At 60.9% G+C, this 17,356-nt stretch carries 18 protein-coding genes; 9 read left to right on the top strand and 9 right to left on the bottom strand.

The genetic code is table 11. The annotated features are described in order from the left end of the window. Positions 1 to 24 precede the first annotated feature (24 nt). On the bottom strand, positions 25 to 585 hold the full coding sequence (locus tag BM382_RS30070; protein ID WP_015637109.1) for an ankyrin repeat domain-containing protein: 561 nt from the start codon (positions 583 to 585) through the stop codon (positions 25 to 27). Positions 586 to 651: 66 nt separating this feature from the next. Beyond that, complete coding sequence (gene katB / locus BM382_RS30065; protein ID WP_053160119.1) at positions 652 to 2,193, bottom strand: catalase KatB; 1,542 nt, start codon at positions 2,191 to 2,193, stop codon at positions 652 to 654. Positions 2,194 to 2,480: 287 nt separating this feature from the next. Between katB and mscL the strand changes: the two genes are divergently transcribed. Beyond that, a complete protein-coding gene (gene mscL / locus BM382_RS30060) occupies positions 2,481 to 2,894 on the top strand; it encodes a large-conductance mechanosensitive channel protein MscL (protein WP_011063583.1) in 414 nt (137 codons plus the stop codon). Between the two features lie 47 nt (positions 2,895 to 2,941). Here the strand turns inward: mscL and BM382_RS30055 are convergent, their stop codons facing one another. Next, a complete protein-coding gene (locus BM382_RS30055; protein WP_019095097.1) occupies positions 2,942 to 3,718 on the bottom strand; it encodes a ferredoxin--NADP reductase in 777 nt (258 codons plus the stop codon). Between the two features lie 214 nt (positions 3,719 to 3,932). Between BM382_RS30055 and BM382_RS30050 the strand changes: the two genes are divergently transcribed. Beyond that, the gene (locus BM382_RS30050) at positions 3,933 to 5,057 is read left to right on the top strand and encodes a methyltransferase (protein WP_072444993.1); all 1,125 of its coding nucleotides are present in this window, start codon (positions 3,933 to 3,935) and stop codon (positions 5,055 to 5,057) included. Positions 5,058 to 5,153: 96 nt separating this feature from the next. Here the strand turns inward: BM382_RS30050 and BM382_RS30045 are convergent, their stop codons facing one another. The 3 genes from BM382_RS30045 to BM382_RS30035 all read right to left on the bottom strand — a co-directional run bounded on the left by BM382_RS30045 (position 5,154) and on the right by BM382_RS30035 (position 7,884). Then, positions 5,154 to 5,321 (bottom strand): DUF2474 domain-containing protein, encoded by a 168-nt coding sequence (locus tag BM382_RS30045; RefSeq protein ID WP_011063586.1) that lies wholly within the window; start codon positions 5,319 to 5,321, stop codon positions 5,154 to 5,156. 112 nt (positions 5,322 to 5,433) lie between these two features. Beyond that, entirely contained in the window at positions 5,434 to 6,441 is a 1,008-nt protein-coding gene (gene cydB / locus BM382_RS30040; RefSeq protein WP_011063587.1) for a cytochrome d ubiquinol oxidase subunit II, read from the bottom strand. A 3-nt stretch (positions 6,442 to 6,444) separates the two neighbouring features. After that, positions 6,445 to 7,884 carry a cytochrome ubiquinol oxidase subunit I gene (locus BM382_RS30035; RefSeq protein ID WP_011063588.1) on the bottom strand — a complete coding sequence of 480 codons (1,440 nt, stop codon included), beginning with the start codon at positions 7,882 to 7,884 and terminating at the stop codon, positions 6,445 to 6,447. A 572-nt stretch (positions 7,885 to 8,456) separates the two neighbouring features. Here BM382_RS30035 and BM382_RS30030 point away from each other — a divergent pair. Continuing rightward, positions 8,457 to 9,695: an MFS transporter gene (locus BM382_RS30030; protein WP_015637113.1), complete on the top strand. Its 1,239-nt coding sequence runs from the start codon at positions 8,457 to 8,459 to the stop codon at positions 9,693 to 9,695. 46 nt (positions 9,696 to 9,741) lie between these two features. Here the strand turns inward: BM382_RS30030 and BM382_RS30025 are convergent, their stop codons facing one another. Next, positions 9,742 to 10,026 carry a hypothetical protein gene (locus BM382_RS30025; RefSeq protein WP_041774485.1) on the bottom strand — a complete coding sequence of 95 codons (285 nt, stop codon included), beginning with the start codon at positions 10,024 to 10,026 and terminating at the stop codon, positions 9,742 to 9,744. Positions 10,027 to 10,463: 437 nt separating this feature from the next. On the opposite strand from BM382_RS30025, the gene BM382_RS30020 reads away from it, so the two are divergent. Both BM382_RS30020 and BM382_RS30015 read left to right on the top strand, forming a co-directional pair. Beyond that, on the top strand, positions 10,464 to 10,742 hold the full coding sequence (locus BM382_RS30020) for a type II toxin-antitoxin system RelE/ParE family toxin (protein ID WP_011063591.1): 279 nt from the start codon (positions 10,464 to 10,466) through the stop codon (positions 10,740 to 10,742). 15 nt (positions 10,743 to 10,757) lie between these two features. Then, positions 10,758 to 11,048, top strand: coding sequence for a HigA family addiction module antitoxin (locus BM382_RS30015; protein WP_072444991.1), 291 nt, complete (start codon positions 10,758 to 10,760; stop codon positions 11,046 to 11,048). A gap of 3 nt (positions 11,049 to 11,051) precedes the next feature. Here the strand turns inward: BM382_RS30015 and BM382_RS30010 are convergent, their stop codons facing one another. Beyond that, positions 11,052 to 11,603 (bottom strand): DJ-1 family glyoxalase III, encoded by a 552-nt coding sequence (locus BM382_RS30010; RefSeq protein ID WP_065363647.1) that lies wholly within the window; start codon positions 11,601 to 11,603, stop codon positions 11,052 to 11,054. Positions 11,604 to 11,669: 66 nt separating this feature from the next. Then, a complete protein-coding gene (locus tag BM382_RS30005; RefSeq protein WP_072444989.1) occupies positions 11,670 to 12,119 on the bottom strand; it encodes a DUF4879 domain-containing protein in 450 nt (149 codons plus the stop codon). Positions 12,120 to 12,325: 206 nt separating this feature from the next. On the opposite strand from BM382_RS30005, the gene BM382_RS30000 reads away from it, so the two are divergent. The 4 genes from BM382_RS30000 (at position 12,326) to BM382_RS29985 (ending at position 17,354) form a co-directional block, all read left to right on the top strand. Beyond that, positions 12,326 to 13,618 carry an NCS2 family permease gene (locus BM382_RS30000; protein WP_015637118.1) on the top strand — a complete coding sequence of 431 codons (1,293 nt, stop codon included), beginning with the start codon at positions 12,326 to 12,328 and terminating at the stop codon, positions 13,616 to 13,618. After that, positions 13,615 to 14,694 carry a tRNA (uridine(54)-C5)-methyltransferase TrmA gene (gene trmA, locus BM382_RS29995; protein WP_011063596.1) on the top strand — a complete coding sequence of 360 codons (1,080 nt, stop codon included), beginning with the start codon at positions 13,615 to 13,617 and terminating at the stop codon, positions 14,692 to 14,694. The genes BM382_RS30000 and trmA overlap by 4 nt, the downstream gene beginning before the upstream one ends. Positions 14,695 to 15,192: 498 nt before the next feature. After that, the gene (locus BM382_RS29990; RefSeq protein ID WP_072444987.1) at positions 15,193 to 16,218 is read left to right on the top strand and encodes a glycosyltransferase; all 1,026 of its coding nucleotides are present in this window, start codon (positions 15,193 to 15,195) and stop codon (positions 16,216 to 16,218) included. Then, the gene (locus BM382_RS29985; protein WP_072444985.1) at positions 16,215 to 17,354 is read left to right on the top strand and encodes an FAD-dependent oxidoreductase; all 1,140 of its coding nucleotides are present in this window, start codon (positions 16,215 to 16,217) and stop codon (positions 17,352 to 17,354) included. The genes BM382_RS29990 and BM382_RS29985 overlap by 4 nt, the downstream gene beginning before the upstream one ends. Positions 17,355 to 17,356: the final 2 nt, after the last annotated feature.

The following is a 17,356-nucleotide window of genomic DNA, read 5'->3' as shown; positions in this document are numbered from 1 at the left end:
CGATGATAGCTCAGCTGGCGCGGATCAGCGCGGTGCGGCGGTACGTATCTGCCCGCTGGCCAGGCGCGTGGCGCTATTGCCCAGGGGATCCTCGGCATTCAGGTCGGCGCCCTTGGCGGCCAGGGCGTCAAGCAATTCGACCCGCTTGAACAACCCGGCGTACATGGCGGCGGTCTGCCCGGCGCCATTGCGCTGGTCGGGACTGCAATCGGCGGCCAGCAGGCGCCGGGCGATCTGCACCTCGCCCTTGAAGATCGCCCCCATCAAGGCCGTGTTGCCACGCTTGTCCTGGGCGCAGGCGTTGGCCCCAGCGGCCAGCAGGCGCTCCACCGCCGGGCCCTGGCCGTGATAGGCCGCGAGGATCAGCGCGGTGTAGCCCTTTTCATCCTGGGTATCGAGGGAATAGCCGGCCGCGATAAAGGTGTCGAGCATTTCCACATCGCCACGGCGGGCGGCATCGAAATAGTAGTTTTCCAGCTGGACCTTGACCGCCACCGGGTCGGCGGCGGCCGCTGCTTCGGCCGTAGGCTGCGCGTAGGCGGCAAACGACCAGGCCACTGACAGCAGCGCTATAAAAAGACGCATGGCGCGACTCCTCTGTCGGAAAAAGACGTCACGCCCGGGCGGGCGTGACGGGTAAGGCTCGCTCGATCAGTCGCTCAACTTCGCCGCCAGGGCCTTGACTCGGGCCAGGTCGCCCTTGGCCACCTTGGTCACCCCAGTGCCGTATTCAGGGTCGGCCTTGTAAAGGAACGACAGCATGATGTGCTTGCTCTCATCATCAGTGGTGGCCAGGGAGCCGCCGAAGCTGTCGATCAGGTCCTGGCGTTCCTTCTTGCTGAAGGAGCGATACAGGTCACCGGCCTGCTTGAAGTTCTGCTCGCGCTGGATCTTCGCCTGCTGGGTGCTGCCCGCCAGCGCCATCTGGCTGTAGCGCGCGGTCTGCGGCTCTTCGCGTGGCATCAGGCGGCTTGGCTGGTAGTTGACCCCCGTGCTGCTGTGGCCCAGGTTCATCGCGCCGTCCTGGTTGCCGTTGTTCACCGGGTTCTTCGGCGCGTTGATCGGCAGTTGCAGGGCATTGGCGCCGATGCGGTACATCTGGGTATCGGCATAGGAGAACACCCGTCCTTGCAGCAGGCGGTCTTCCGACGGTTCGATGCCCGGCACCAGATTGGCCGGCGCCATGGCCACTTGCTCGGTTTCCTGGAAGACGTTGGCCGGATTGCGGTTCAACACCATCTGCCCGACTTTGCGCTCGGGCACACCGGGCCAGATCTTGGTAGCGTCCAGCGGGTCGAAATCAAACTTGGCCAGGTCTTCGGGTTTCAATACCTGGACATACAAGTCCCACTTGGGAAAGTCCCCTTTATTAATGTGGGTTACCAAGTCATTAGTCATATGGCTGTAATCGCGGCCCTGTACCTCCACCACTTGTTTCGGGTCGAGATTCTTCAGACCCTGCAGGCTCTTCCAGTGGAACTTCACGTAGTGCACTTCGCCCTTGGCGTTGATCAACTTGTAGGCATGCACACCATTACCGTCCATTTCCCGGTAACTGGCCGGAGTGCCGGAGTTGGAATACAGCTCGGTCAGAGTACGGGTGGCTTCTGGAACATGGGAGAAGAAGTCGAAACGCCGCGAGTCATCGTCGAGATTGGTGCGCGGATCGGGTTTGAACGCATGCACCATGTCCGGGAACTTGATGGCATCACGAATGAAGAAGGTCGGGAAGTTGTTGCCCACCAGGTCCCAGTTACCGTCCGCGGTATAGAACTTGGTGGCGAAGCCCCGTGGATCGCGCAAGGTTTCCGGGGAGTGGTTGCCATGCACCACCGCCGAGAAACGCACGAATACCGGGGTCACTTCGCCGGCGGCAAACACCTTGGCACGGGTCAGGTCCGTGAGGTTGTCGGTTACCGTGAAAGTACCGTGGGCACCCGTGCCACGGGCATGCACCACACGCTCTGGAATGCGCTCGCGGTCGAACCGCTGGAGTTTCTGAATCAACTGCACGTCTTGCAACAGCACCGGGCCGGTGGCGCCCGCAGTCTGCGAATTCTGGTTGTCGCCCACTGCCGCACCGTTGTCGCGGGTCAGCGTGGCGGCCTGTACGGAAAGGGAAAGCATACTGGCGGCAAGCACGCCCAGTACGCGTCGCTGGGAAAGACTCCCAAGGCCAAGAGAAGCGGTCATGTTGTATTCCTCTAGTTATATAAGGCGCATCTCGATGCGCCTGCTAGAGGCTAGTGACTAAATATTTGAAAGATAAATAGAAAGGCCGTAACCGCTCGATTGACAGAATGTACTGGTTATATCGTGGGGCGCGGGGTATATCGCGCGCGATTTGATGGCACTTTGAATAAACTATTTGCCTTTTTATCGGTCGATAACCCCGCGAGCTGTAAAAAGTTGTTTCGGCAAAATGCTTTTTGCTGAATTACACTGCCGTAACCAACCTCATCTGTAGCAAGGAATAACCTATGGGCGTGCTAAGTGAATTCAAGGCCTTCGCGGTCAAAGGTAATGTGGTCGATATGGCCGTCGGTATCATCATCGGCGCCGCGTTCGGCAAGATCGTCTCGTCCTTTGTTGGCGACGTGGTCATGCCGCCAATCGGCCTGCTGATCGGTGGGGTGAACTTCGGGGATCTGGCGGTCACGCTCAAGGCGGCTGCGGGCGATACGCCGGCAGTGGTCTTGGCGTACGGCAAGTTCATCCAGAGCATCATCGACTTCGTGATCATTGCCTTCGCCATCTTCATGGGGGTCAAGGTGATCAACCGTCTCAAGCGCGAAGAGGCCGTGGCCCCGACGCTGCCGCCGGTGCCGACCAAGGAAGAAGAGCTGCTGGGGGAGATCCGCGATCTGCTCAAGGCTCAGAACAACAAGCCCTGAGGCTGATCCCGCAATACGACAACGGCGCCCTGATGGCGCCGTTTTCATTACCAGTAGTTTTCCACCGCCACCTGCCCCGGTCGCCGGGTCAGGCTCAGGCTCATGCCCCGCTGCTTGAGCAGGGCGCGGGTGTCATCGATCATCTGCGGGTTGCCGCAGAGCATCACCCGGGAGTGCTCGGGGCTCAGCTCCACGCCGGCGGCACGCTCCAGCTCACCGTTCTCGATCAACTGGGTGATGCGCCCGTTGAGGCTGCCCGGATGCTGCTCGCGGGTCACGGTGCTGATGAATTGCAGCTTGTGGGCAAATTCCGCCAGGTATTCGCGCTGGGGCAACTCGGCCAGCAGGCGCTGATAGGCCAGCTCCTTGGCCTCGCGCACGCTGTAGACCAGGATGATGCGTTCGAATTTTTCCCACACCTCGAAGTCCTGGAGGATCGACAGGAACGGCGCAATCCCGGTGCCGGTGGATAGCAACCAGAGGTCGCGACCATCGACGAAACGGTCCAGGGTCAGGTAGCCAAAGGCCTGGCGATCCACCAGCAGGCTGTCCCCCACTTCCAGGCGGCTCAGCTCGCTGGTGAACTCGCCGCCGGGCACCACGATGGAAAAGAACTCGAGAAACTCATCGAACGGCGATGACACCATGGAATAGGCGCGCCACACCGTACTGCCGTCGGCCTTGGTCACCCCGAGGCGAGCGAACTGCCCGGCACGAAAGCGAAACCCCGCATCCCGGGTGGTGCGCAGGGTGAACAGGCTGGAGGTCAGGGGCTGGACCTCGAGCAGGGTCTGGCGGGTGTACTTTTCTTCACTGGCAGTCATGACAGGCTCCACAAAACCGATGCGCTAGTGTCCCGCAAAGCGCCGCGCAGAAACACCGGCGGTTTGTAGTGGCATAGAGCGCGGGCAATCAGCGACAAAAAAACGTACCATTTAGCCCCGCTTCGAACAGCCCGCACTGCCGCTGTCCGAGGGTTCCCGTGCGCTCGACAGCCCCCACCGCCGGGACATTCACCGATTACCTAGAGTCCGCCCCATGCCCCTGCTTGCAAGCTCCTTCGCCCAACTCGACCTGATCCGCCAGCCCGAACAGCAGAACGAGCCACTGCAAGCCTTCGACGCGGCGGACGAATACCTGCTCAATCACCTGGCCGAACAACAACCGGCCAGCGACACCCGGGTGCTGGTGCTCAACGACAGCTTCGGCGCCCTGGCCGCGAGCCTGCTGGGCAAGGTCCAGGTCAGCAGCAGTGGCGACTCCTACCTGGGCGCCCTGGCCCTGGAAAAGAACCTGGTGCGCAACGGCCTGCCCTTCGACGCCGTGCGCGTGGTGCCGGCCAGCGAGCCCCTGGCCGGCCCCTTCGACCGGGTGCTGATCCGCGTCCCCAAGACCCTGGCCCTGCTGGAAGAGCAACTGATCCGCCTGCAAGGGCAACTGGCCCCCGGCGCCCAGGTGGTGGCGGCGGCGATGGTCAAGCACCTGCCCCGCGCCGCCGGTGATTTGCTGGAGCGCTACATCGGCCCGGTCCAGGCCTCGCTGGCGGTGAAAAAGGCTCGGCTGCTGATTGCCACGCCGCAAGACAAGCAGCCCGTCGTGTCGCCCTACCCGACCCGCTATCGCCTGGAACAGCCGGCCATCGAGCTGCTCAACCACGCCAACGTGTTCTGCCGCGAAGGCCTGGACATCGGCACCCGCGCCTTCCTCCCGCACCTGCCGCAGAACCTCGGCAGCGCCCGGGTCGCGGACCTGGGCTGCGGCAACGGCGTCCTGGCCATTGCCAGCGCCCTGGACAACCCCCAGGCCCATTACACCCTGGTGGACGAATCCTTCATGGCGGTGCAATCGGCCCGGGAGAACTGGCAGGCCGTGCTGGGCGAGCGCGAAGCCCAAATGCGAGCCGGCGACGGCCTGGCCGGACAGGCAGCGCAATCCCTGGAGGTGGTGCTGTGCAACCCGCCGTTCCACCAGCAGCAGGTGGTGGGCGACTTCCTCGCCTGGCGCATGTTCCAGCAGGCCCGGGAGGCCCTGGTGGTAGGGGGCGCACTGTACATCGTCGGCAACCGCCACCTGGGCTACCACAGCAAGCTGGCGCGGCTGTTCCGCGGCGTCGAGCAAGTGGCGGCAACCCCCAAGTTCGTCATCCTCAAGGCCCGCAAGTAAGGGCTCGCCAGAACACAGCGGCCTTTTCGACAGGCAAAAAAAACCCTCCACCAAGGGAGGGTTGAAACCGAGCCGCAAGGCAACGGGATGGGATGATCAGTGGGTGGTCAGGCCTGCGGCATTCATGAACATGCGCATCAGGCTGGCGACCACGAACAGGGCCAGGACACTGCCACCCCAGATCATTACCAGCCAACCCAGGCGCTGCCACAGCGGCTTCTTTTCCGCCTGTTCGATTTCCTGCAAAGAGTGTTTACCGCTCATGACCTCAACTCCTGCCTAACCCGGATTCCCGTAGGAGCTGGCGTGCCAGCGAAAGCGACCGCAAGCTCGGCGCAAGGCGCGAAGGCCTCTTCGCCGGCAAGCCGGCTCCTACCTAGTGATAACCGTCTTCGTGGGTGACCTTGCCGCGGAACACGTAGTAGCTCCAGAAGGTATAACCCAGGATGAACGGGATGATGAACAAGGTGCCCACCAGCATGAAGCCCTGGCTCTGCGGCGGCGCGGCGGCGTCCCAGATGGAGATCGACGGTGGCACTATGTTCGGCCACAGGCTGATGCCCAGGCCGCTGTAGCCGAGGAAGATCAGCACCAGGGTCAGCAGGAACGGCGTGTAGTGGGCGTTGCGGGCCACGGCGCGGAGCAGGCCGTACATGGTCACCAGCACCAGGATCGGCACCGGCAGGAACCAGAACAGGTTCGGCAGGGTGAACCAGCGCGCGGCAATCTCGGCGTGGGCCAGGGGCGTCCAGATGCTGACGACGCCGATCACCGCCAGCACCACGTAGGCCAGGGGCCGCGCCAGGTCATGCATCTGCAGTTGCAGCTTGCCTTCGGTCTTCATGATCAGCCAGGTGCAACCGAGCAAGGCATAGGCCACCACCAGCGCCAGGCCGCAGAACAGGGTAAAGGGGGTCAGCCAGTCCAGGGAACCGCCGGCGAACTGGCGGTTGACCACCGGCAGCCCATCGATGAATGCCCCCAGGGCCACGCCCTGGAAGAAGGTCGCCGCCACCGAGCCGCCGATGAAGGCCTTGTCCCAGATGTGGCGCTTGTCTTCCTTGGCCTTGAAGCGGAACTCGAAGGCCACGCCGCGGAAGATCAGGCCCACCAGCATCAGGATCAGCGGCAGGTAGAGTGCCGAGAGCACCACCGAGTAGGCCAGCGGGAAGGCGCCGAACAACGCCGCGCCCCCCAGTACCAGCCAGGTTTCGTTGCCGTCCCAGACAGGCGCGACGGTGTTCATCATTACGTCACGGTCGCGGTCGTCCTTGACGAACGGGAAGAGAATCCCGATCCCCAGGTCGAAGCCGTCCATGACCACGTACATCATGATGCCGAAGATGATAATCACGGCCCAGAGCAGCGGAAGATCAATACCCATGACTCAGTTCCCCTTGTTCAGGCGGGTGCCGTGGTCGGCGTCGTGGTCATCGTCGGCTGCGGACAGCGGACGGGCCGGGGTGCGTTTCTGGCCGGGGCCACCGTGGCTGGTTTCGGCACCTTCGTTGGTAACCGGGCCTTTGCGCACCAGGCGCATCATGTAGCCGATACCCACGCCGAACAGCGAGAAGTACACCACCACGAACAGCGCCAGGGTGATGCTCATCTGCACAAAGCTGTGGCCGGAAGAGGCATCCGCCGTGCGCATCAGGCCATAGACCACCCACGGCTGGCGGCCGATCTCGGTGGTGAACCAGCCGGCCAGGATCGCGATCAACCCGGACGGGCCCATCCACAACGCCAGGTACAGGAACGGGCGCGAGGTGTAGAGGGTGTCGCGCTTGCGCAGCCAGAGGCTCCACAGGCCGGTGAAGATCATCAGCATGCCCAGGCCGACCATGATCCGGAACGACCAGAAGACGATGGTCGAGTTGGGCCGGTCCTCGGGTGGGAACTCCTTGAGCGCCGGCACCTGCTTGTCCAGCGAGTGGGTGAGGATCAGGCTGCCCAGGTAAGGGATTTCCACCGCGAAGCGGGTTTTCTCGGCCTTCATGTCCGGCCAGCCGAAGAGGATCAGCGGGGTCGGCTCGTTGCCGACGTTTTCCCAGTGGCCTTCGATGGCGGCGATTTTCGCCGGCTGGTGCTTGAGGGTGTTGAGGCCATGGAAGTCGCCGATTACCGCCTGCACCGGCGCCACGATCAGGGCCATCCACATGGCCATCGACAGCATGCGACGAATGGCCGGGTTGTCCCGCCCGCGCAGCAAGTGCCAGGCTGCGGACGAACCGACGAAGAACGCCGTGGCGACGAACGCCGCTACAGCCATGTGCGCCAGGCGATAGGGGAATGACGGGTTGAAGATCACCGCCAGCCAATCCACCGGGATCACCTGGCCGTTGACGATTTCATAGCCTTGGGGGGTCTGCATCCAGCTGTTGGACGAGAGGATCCAGAACGTCGAGATCAGGGTGCCGATGGCCACCATCACCGTGGAGAAGAAGTGCAGCTTGCGCCCGACCTTGTTCCAGCCGAACAGCATCACCCCGAGGAAACCGGCTTCCAGGAAGAAGGCCGTGAGCACTTCATAGGTGAGCAAGGGGCCGGTGACGGACCCGGCAAAGTCCGAGAAGCGGCTCCAGTTGGTGCCGAACTGGTAGGCCATCACCAGGCCGGAGACCACGCCCATGCCGAAGTTGACGGCAAAGATCTTCGACCAGAAGTGGTAGAGATCGCGGTAAGTGTCGTCGCGGGTCTTCAGCCAGAGGCCTTCGAGTACCGCCAGGTAGCTCGCCAGGCCGATGGTGATCGCCGGGAACAGGATATGGAACGAGATGGTGAACGCGAACTGAATTCGGGCGAGATCAAGAGCCTCTAAACCGAACATAAGCTTTCCTCTATCAGGTAATACCGGCTGCCGGCCAGAGGCCTGCACCCACTGCCCCCACGGATATGGAGTGCGGCGAATTCGGATTCGTTCTTTTTTAAACCATCGCTACGCAGGGAGTCTGGCACTTGGGCCACCACATCAGCCTTTGCAAAAAGGTTTTGATCTGGATCAAGCAACGTTGAAAGAGTAGTCCTAATTTCGCCATGCAACTCTGTGGTTATTTGCCGCGTGACAGCTTGCCTCACCCTCTCAAGCCCGGGGTTTTCCCGGCTTTTCCCACACAAAACGCCTGTAACCGCTGCTGAGCCTGCGAAGCTGCGAAAGGCCGGGCCGCGTTCGGTACGCAGGGCCTTGGCTGGCAACTTCCCGTCGAACCTGCGGCGTATTCAAGATCCTGGCGTCTCCTTCGGAGCCGTTCGCAGCCTGCGGCAGCGGCTACAGGGTTCGCGACCAGGTGTTCGAGCGAAAAACAAGATAGATGCGCGGCTAACGATTTTTCCCCGGGCCGCAACTATTGGTTACACCTTGGTGATAATCTCGTGGCACTACCCGCTCAGATCTACCACCCGATGCCCAGCCAAGACCCTCTGCTGCTCCGTCACCATCGTCCGTTCATCGCGTTCTGGCTGGCCCGGATCTTTACCGCCAGCGGCTTCCAGATGCTCACCGTGGCCATTGGCTGGAACCTCTACCAACTGACCGGCAATGTGCTGGACCTGGGCTTGGTGGGGCTGGTGGAATTCGCCCCGCGGGTGCTGTTCATGCTGCACACCGGGCATGTGGCCGACCGCTACGACCGGCGTCGGGTGGCGGCCATCTGCCAGTCGCTGCAAGCCCTGATCGCCCTGGCCCTGGCCGTCGGCAGCCTGACCGACAGCGTCACCCGGGAAATGATCTTCATCCTGGCCTTCCTGCTCGGCGGCGCCCGCTCCTTCGAAATGCCCACCACCCAGGCCCTGCTGCCGAGCATCGTGCCCGCGGCGCTGTTTCCCCGGGCGGTGGCCGCCGCGCAATCGGCGCAGCAGTCGGCGACCATCGTCGCCCCGGCCCTGGGCGGGTTGCTGTACGCCTTCGGCAGCGTCTGGGTCTACGGCCCCACCGTGGTCCTGTACCTGATCGCCTGCCTGCTGATGCTCAACCTGCCGGCCCGGCAGACCCCGTTGAACAAGGGCAAGGCCACCCTCGATTCGCTGCTGGCGGGCATCCGCTTCATCCGTAGCCGCCCGGACATCCTCGGCGCCATCTCCCTGGACCTGTTCGCGGTATTGCTGGGTGGCGCCACCGCGCTGCTGCCGGTGTTCGCCAAGGACATCCTGCTCACCGGCCCCTGGGGCCTGGGGCTGCTGCGTTCGGCGCCAGCGGTGGGGGCCTTGCTGATGTCCCTGTGGCTGGCGCGCTTTAGCGTCGAGCGCAAGGTCGGGCGGGTGATGTTCACCGCGGTCGGGGTGTTTGGCGTGGCCACCATCGCCTTCGGCCTCTCGACCTCGTTCTGGTTTTCCCTGGCGGTGCTGGTGGTGCTAGGGGCGGCGGACATGATCAGCATGGTGATCCGCGCCTCTTTCGTGCAACTGGAAACCCCGGACGAAATGCGCGGCCGGGTCAGCGCGGTGAACGGCCTGTTCATCGGCGCTTCGAATCAGTTGGGGGAGTTCGAATCCGGGCTGACCGCCCACTGGTTCGGCACGGTGCCGGCGGTGGTGCTGGGCGGGGTCGGCACGCTGCTGGTGACCGGCGTCTGGATCAAGCTGTTCCCGACCCTGGCCCAGCGCGATCGGATGATCGAACGGCTCGAGCAACCCAAGGCCTGAAGCCGCGCCGGGCTGGCGCGGCCAGGTTCAAGCCTCAGTGGCTGGGCTAAGCTTCAGCAGCGGCTCGCCATTTCGCCGCCTCCAGCAGGTCGCAACCATCCTGGGTCAGTACATAGAGCACGTCGATGATGTGCGGGATGTCCTTCACATCGCCGTGGCTGAAATTCAGGCAGCAGAGGGTTTCCAGCAGGTTGGCAGCCGTGCGCATGCGTTGCTCGGCGGCTTCGTGCAGCGCCTCAGGGGAGGCATTGGCGTTGATAAAAAACACACCTGGCCGGCTTATGTTGGATTTAAGCGGCACATAGTGAGCAGCAGTTTCCGGGGTATTCATCATTAGATCCTTCTTTATGAATGACCGCCCCAATCGTGACCAAACGATGGGTGGCGGACTGTGCACAGGTTGGTCAACCGGGAAGAAGGCACCCGGCACACCCGAAGGTGTCCCGCGCACAGCCCACCATTAAGCGTGCGGACACGAAAAAGTGCCTGCAAACCAGGGTGGCGCGTGCGCCTTCTAATTTCGGGTGACCAAACCCGGCCGCTGAATTGGCAGCGACGGCGCGAACTATAGGGGTGATGGGACGGGCGGTGCAAGAAGCGGCTGGTTAGCCTTTGTTACCCGTTCACAAGCCCCGTGCCCGACTCCTTGTCGAACCGAGCTGCGACAAAGAAACGCCCCGTGGGGGGCCTCGTAACAGGTTATTGATCATTCTCTGCAATACAAAACCGCTACGAAGCGTGTAAGGTATCGCCTTACACTCGCACCCCATGATCAAGTCCTTTCAGCACAAAGGCCTGCGCGCCTTCTATGAAACCGGATCGACTCGTGGAATACGGGCCGAGCATGCACGCCGGTTGGCCCGCCAGCTGTCGTTCATGGATCACGCCAGCGAACCGGCAGACCTCAATCTGCCGGGCTGGCGGCTGCACCCGCTCAGGGGCGACCTGCTTGGCTACTGGTCCCTGGTAGTGTCCGGCAACTGGCGAGTGATCTTTCGTTTCGTAGGTTCGGATATCGAGCTGGTGGATTATCTGGACTACCACTGAACAGGAGGCAGGATCATGCCCATCCACAACCCGCCCCACCCCGGTGACACCCTGCGCCTGGATATCTTGCCCGAACTGGGCATCAGCGTGACGGAGCTCGCGCGGCATATCGGCTACGCCCGCCCGCACCTGTCCAAGGTGTTGAACGGCCATGCGCCAATCCGCGCGGAACTGGCGGTCAGGCTGGAGCGCGCCGGAATCGGCAAGGCCAAGGTCTGGCTGGCGGTACAGGCCGATTACGACATCTGGCACACCGAGCAGGAACTGCAACCGGTGATCGAGCCCATCGTGGCCCATGTTGGCTGAGCCCTAAACCAGCAGCTCTCCAGCCACCTTGGCGCGCTTGCCGCGACCGCACAGCGCTTCCACCAGGGCCAGGGCAAACGCCAGGGCCGCGGCGGAGCCCTGGGCGGTGATGCAGTTGCCATCCACCACCACCGGCTGGTCGACAAAGGTGCAGCCCAGCAGATGATGGCTGGCGCTGGGCAGGCAAGTCATGCGCCGCTGGCGCAGCACGCCATACGCCTGCAAGGCCAGGGCCGGGGCTTCGGCGATGCCGGCGAACAGGCGCCCCGCTGCGGCCTGATCCTTGAGCAGTTGCTGCAGCGGTTGATGGGCCGCCAGGTGCTGGGCGCCCACCGCGCCGCCGGGCAATACGATCAGGTCGAAGCGCTGGGCCAGCACGTCCACCAGCATGGCGTCGGCGGTCAATCGGGTGCCCCGGGCGCAGGTGAGCATGCGCCGGCCTTCGACGCTGGCGGCCAGCACTTCGACTTCGGCACGGCGCAGTACGTCGATCAGGGTCACGCTTTGCAGGTCGTCGATGCCTTCGGCAAGGGTGACCAGGGCTCTGAAGGTCATGGGGATGACTCCGCGTGGAGGTCTTTAGAGCTTAGTCAGCTTTGCCGGCTGCCGTTCAGGACGCCGTCACTTGATGTAGATCTGCGCGCCCAGGCTGTTGCCCGGGGCGTTGAGCGAGGTGTTGCGAAAGCTGAAGGTGCCCTCCTGCTTGCCCGCCAGGTCGAAGACATAGACATAGCCGACGGTAGTCCCCGAGTTGCCGCAGGGCACATAGCTGGAGCCGTCCTCGCACACCGGCGAACGGGTGCCATCGACCTCGAAGCCGTCCAGGGTCACATGGGGCTCGCGACCGTAGCCGATCTCCAGCACGTAGACCTTGATGTTCGGGCCGTTGTGATCGCACTGGGTCCGTTCACGGCCGTCGGAGACATCCTCCAGGCCGCAGGAAGGTGACAGCACCTTGAGAATCTCCACCCGGCTCAGCGGCGGGGCCGAGCGCGCCATGGCCGGGGCCGCCAGCCAGCAGGCTGTCGCGCCGAACAATGCCAGGGCTGTCATTTTCACTGTGCTGCGCATAAATCCCCCCTAAAACCAGGGCGCAGTATGCGCTACTTGCCAGCGCGGCAAAACATCGCCGACGATCGCAGCCATTGGCCCACGCTGCTGGTATGATGCGCGGCTTTTTCCGACCCAGAGCAAATCCGCAGGCACCTTATAAAGTCTGTGCTTTGCTGTTGGAGTCGATACATTCACGGCGCCCGGCGGCGCCACGGGGAGCAGACATGCTGGAAAGGCTGTTTCAACTCAAGGCACACAACACCAACGTGCGCACCGAGATTCTTGCGGGCGTGACCACCTTCCTGGCCATGGCCTACATCCTTTTCGTCAACCCGAGCATTCTCGGCGAGACGGGCATGGACAAGGGCGCGATCTTCGTTGCCACCTGCCTGGCGGCGGCCATCGGTTCCACCGTCATGGGCCTGATCGCCAACTACCCGATCGCCCTGGCACCGGGCATGGGCCTGAACGCCTTCTTCACCTACACCGTGGTCCTGCACATGGGCCACACCTGGCAGGTGGCCCTGGGTGCGGTATTCATCTCGGCGGTGCTGTTCTTCCTGCTGTCGATCTTCCGCATCCGCGAATGGATCATCAACAGCATCCCCCTGCCCCTGCGCTCGGCCATTGCCGCCGGTATCGGCCTGTTCCTGGCGCTGATCGCTCTGCATAACGCCCAGATCGTCGTGGGCAACGAGTCGACCCTGGTCGGCCTCGGCGACCTGAGCAAACCGGCCCCCATCCTCGCAGCCCTGGGTTTTGCCCTGATCGTGGCCCTGGAAGCCCTGAAAGTGCGCGGCGCGGTGCTGATCGGCATTCTCGCGGTGACCGTCGTCTCCATTCTCATGGGCGTCACCCCGTTCGGCGGCGTGACCTCGATGCCACCGTCCCTGGCCCCGACCTTCCTGCAACTGGACATCAAGGGCGCCCTGGATATCGGCCTGATCAGCGTGATCTTCGCCTTCCTGTTCGTCGATCTGTTCGACAACTCCGGCACCCTGATCGGCGTCGCCAAGCGCGCCGGCCTGATGGGCAAGGACGGCCACATGCCGAAAATGGGCCGGGCGCTGATCGCCGACAGCACCGCCGCCATGGCCGGCTCCCTGCTGGGCACCTCGACCACCACCAGTTATATCGAATCCGCGGCGGGCGTGAGCGCCGGCGGCCGCACCGGCCTGACCGCCATCGTGGTGGCGATCATGTTCCTGCTGGCGCTGTTCTTCTCGCCACTGGCAGCCAGCGTACCCGCCTTCGCCACCGCACCGGCCCTGCTGTTCGTCGCCGTGCTGATGACCTCGGGCCTGGCAGAAATCGACTGGGAAGACATCACCGTCGCCGCTCCCGTGGTCGTCACCGCCCTGGCCATGCCGTTCACCTATTCCATCGCCAACGGCATCGCCTTCGGCTTCATCGCCTGGACCGTGATCAAACTGCTGTCGGGCCGTGCCCGTGAGCTGAACGCGCCCCTGGTGATCCTGTCGATCCTGTTCGTGATCAAGCTCGGTTACCCCGCATGACTTTTGACGCCGCAAGCTACACCACCCAGTTGAATGACAAGGTCGCGCGCTTGCGCGACCTGCTGGCCCCCTTCGATGCGCCCGAGCCTCAGGTCTTCGACTCGCCCCTGCAGAACTTCCGCCTGCGGGCAGAGTTCCGCCTGTGGCGCGAGGCCGGGGAACGGCACTACGCGATGTTCTCCCAGGACGACAAGCGCACACCGATCCTCATCGAGGAATTCCCCATCGCCAGCCAGCGCATCAACCAGTTGATGCCCCGGCTCAAGGCCGCCTGGCAAGCCAGCGCGCCCCTGAGCCACAAGCTGTTCCAGGTGGAGTTCCTCACCACCCTGGCCGGCGACGCGATGATCACCCTGTGCTACCACCGCCCCCTGGACGAGCACTGGCACAAGGCGGCAAGCCAATTGGCCGCCGACCTCAAGGTCAGCGTGATCGGTCGCTCCAAGGGCAAGCGCGAAGTCATCGGCCAGGACTACGTGGTGGAAAAGCTCGAAGTCGGCGGGCGTACCTTCAGCTACCGCCAGCCCGAAGGCGCCTTCACCCAGCCCAACGGCACGGTGAACCAGAAGATGCTCAACTGGGCCTATGAAGCCCTGGGAGAGCGCCAGGACGACCTGCTGGAGCTGTACTGCGGCAATGGCAACTTCACCCTGCCCCTGGCCACCCGGGTGCGCAAGGTGCTGGCCACCGAGATCAGCAAGACCTCGGTGAATGCCGCCTTGAGCAACCTCAGCGAAAACGCTGTGGATAACGTCACCCTGGTGCGTCTGTCCGCCGAGGAGCTGACTGAAGCCTTGAACGAAGTTCGTCCGTTCCGCCGCCTGCAGGGCGTGGACCTGAAGAGCTACGAATTCGGCAGCGTGTTCGTCGACCCGCCTCGGGCCGGCATGGACCCGGACACCTGCGAACTGACCCGGCGCTTCGACAACATCCTGTACATCTCCTGCAACCCGGAGACTCTGGCGGCCAACATCGCCCAGTTGCACGACACCCACCGCATCACCCGCTGCGCGCTGTTCGACCAGTTCCCCTGGACCCACCACATGGAATCCGGGGTCCTGCTGACCCGCCGCTGATTTGCCGTGCAATAGCCAACAGCCGTCCTCGTGACGGCTGTTTTCATTAAAGGCAGCACAATTGACCCCGCAGCCAGCCTTGATTTTGATAAGGCAGAGCTTCGCTGATCCAAATCACAATGAATCACACAGGTTATTAGGATCAACTTACAGCAGCCTCGCGCTACCACTTCGATAACCAATTCAAGCCGGCGGGATCACCAGCCATGGCGCCTGAGTGCTCATTCTATTCTTCTTCGCTTTCAGATAAGGCAATGTGAGAGGCCCGCAAATTCTCGCCTGCGGCCATATTCTCTAGAGAACGACAAGAGCAGAGCTCTCGGAGCGGATAAACCGGAAAACTTCCAATACACCTAAGCCAAATTGACGGGAATACCTCCTAGAACCTATAAAATCACCTCACAGGTGATGACTCCCCTCCTCAAGCAGCTTAATATCTAGGTTTCCTATCTATGAAGCTAACTCTCGCCATGACGCGGGTTTGGGAGGGACACCAAAATGGCATTATTTCCTACTTTTTTGTCGGTCGTATACATCGTTCGCAATCAAAGCGCCCAACTTGAAAGTATTCTTCGAAACGCAGAATTACAACTAGCATCACTCGTAAGTGATTACGAGTTAATTATCGTCGACAATGCATCCGACGACGACAGCATCAGCACACTAAAAGACCTAACAAGTCAATCCGGTCTCCCTAACCTTCAAGTGTATGCACTGACCAAGGAAGTTAATACTGACACAGCGTCCTGGGTCGGCCTTGAGAATGCCCTAGGTGATTTTGTTGCAGTCATCGACCCTCTCACAGAGGACATCGCCTTTCTCCCTGAGATGCTTGATAAGGCGCTCTGCGGAGTTGATGTTGTATTTGCGAACAATAAACAAAAGACCCGCCAGGCTTATACATATCGAGCAGCCTACACCGCCTTTAACCACCTGTACAAACACTTCAATGGCATACATCTTGCCAACGACGCCCCACAGTATAGATTGCTTAGTAAACGAGTGATCAATTTTATACTTCAGCATCCACAGCCCGCTCTTGCCTATCGGCATTTGCCTGCAACAAGTGGGTTCTCGCGCATCAATATGGAATACAGTTCAAAACCGCTTGTAGAGAATATGAAAAGGCTTGGTGAAAGCATTGACCGGGGAATGCGTTTGTTGGTTTCCACTACGCATGCACCGATGAGACTAGTGACATCTCTATCACTTTTTGGTGCAGCCGCTAACTTAATTTATTCCCTGTATGTCGTTGCCGTTGGACTTTTCAAGACCGACGTGGCACCAGGCTGGGTCAGCATGTCTCTGCAACACTCTGGTATGTTTTTTCTTATCTCGCTAGTTCTATTAGTTTTGGGCGAGTACATCCTACACATGGCAAGCCTTAGCAATGAGGGTCCCATATATCATGTCGCCCAAGAGTTCACCAGCACTCGGATGACCCGTAGAGAAAAGCTAAATATCGAAGAGGTAAATCTTCCGCCACTTGATAACTCTGGTACATCCGAGCGAGTTAGCGCATGACGACGAGAGAAAACAAGGTAGACGCCGTAGTAATTGGTGGCGGATTCTACGGTTCGGCAATAGCCATCTATCTTGCAAAGCAACGCGGACTGCGCAGAATAGTCTTACTTGAGAAAGAACCTAACCTATTGACTCGTGCCTCATACAATAACCAGGCGCGTGTGCACAATGGCTACCACTACCCTCGTAGTTTTACCACAGCATTCCGTAGTCGGGTCAACTTACCTCGGTTTGCGCGTGACTGGCCGCAAGCCATTGAGCAGAACTTCGTCAAGCTGTACGCCATCGCGCGTCGCAACTCCAAGGTTACAGGCAAGCAGTTCGAACGCTTCTGCAACGAGATAGGGGCAGAAATAACGCCAGCGGACCTCGAGTTGAAATCTTTGTTCGAACCTCGCCTTATTGAAGAGGTTTTCGTTACCAAGGAATATGCCTTCGACACCACGAAGCTCTCTCACTGGGCTACACAAGAGTTGCACCAACTTGGCGTTGAAGTTCGCTTTCAATCACATGCCGTTGCCATACATAGAACTTCTGAAAAGCACATGAGCGTCACGACGAAGCATCATGATGAAAGTATTGACATACTTGAATGCAACTACATTTTCAACTGTACTTACAGTGGTTTGAACCAGCTTCATGGAGATTTCCCAAGCACCAAAAATGGGTTAAAGCATGAACTTACTGAAATGGCCCTTATAAAAGTACCGAGCGTGCTGGAAAATATTGCCGTAACGGTGATGGATGGGCCATTTTTTTCAATGATGCCCTTCCCCGCCCGGAATCTGCACACCCTTTCCCATGTCCGATACACCCCTCACTTCAGCTGGAAAGATGAGCCTGGAATTGATCCGTATCAAAAATTGAACGACTACGATCAGGAAACTCGAGTAGACCGTATGTTGAGAGATGTCGGGCGGTATCTTCCTTCTATTCTTGACTCCAAATATGTTGACTCATTATTTGAAGTAAAGACCGTACTCTCGAAAAACGAAGGAGATGATGGCCGCCCCATTCTATTTGAGAAGCACGCTGAGCTACCGGGCTGCTATTCAGTGCTTGGGGGGAAAATCGATAATATTTACGACGTACTTGAAAAGCTCGACACGGAACAGTTCAAGAGCTCGAAGGAGTGATA

This window comes from Pseudomonas sp. NFPP25, assembly GCF_900116505.1.
Taxonomy (GTDB): domain Bacteria; phylum Pseudomonadota; class Gammaproteobacteria; order Pseudomonadales; family Pseudomonadaceae; genus Aquipseudomonas; species Aquipseudomonas protegens.
The sequence above is the reverse complement of the archived record's forward strand: the minus strand, read 5'-3'. Positions and strand labels throughout refer to the sequence as shown.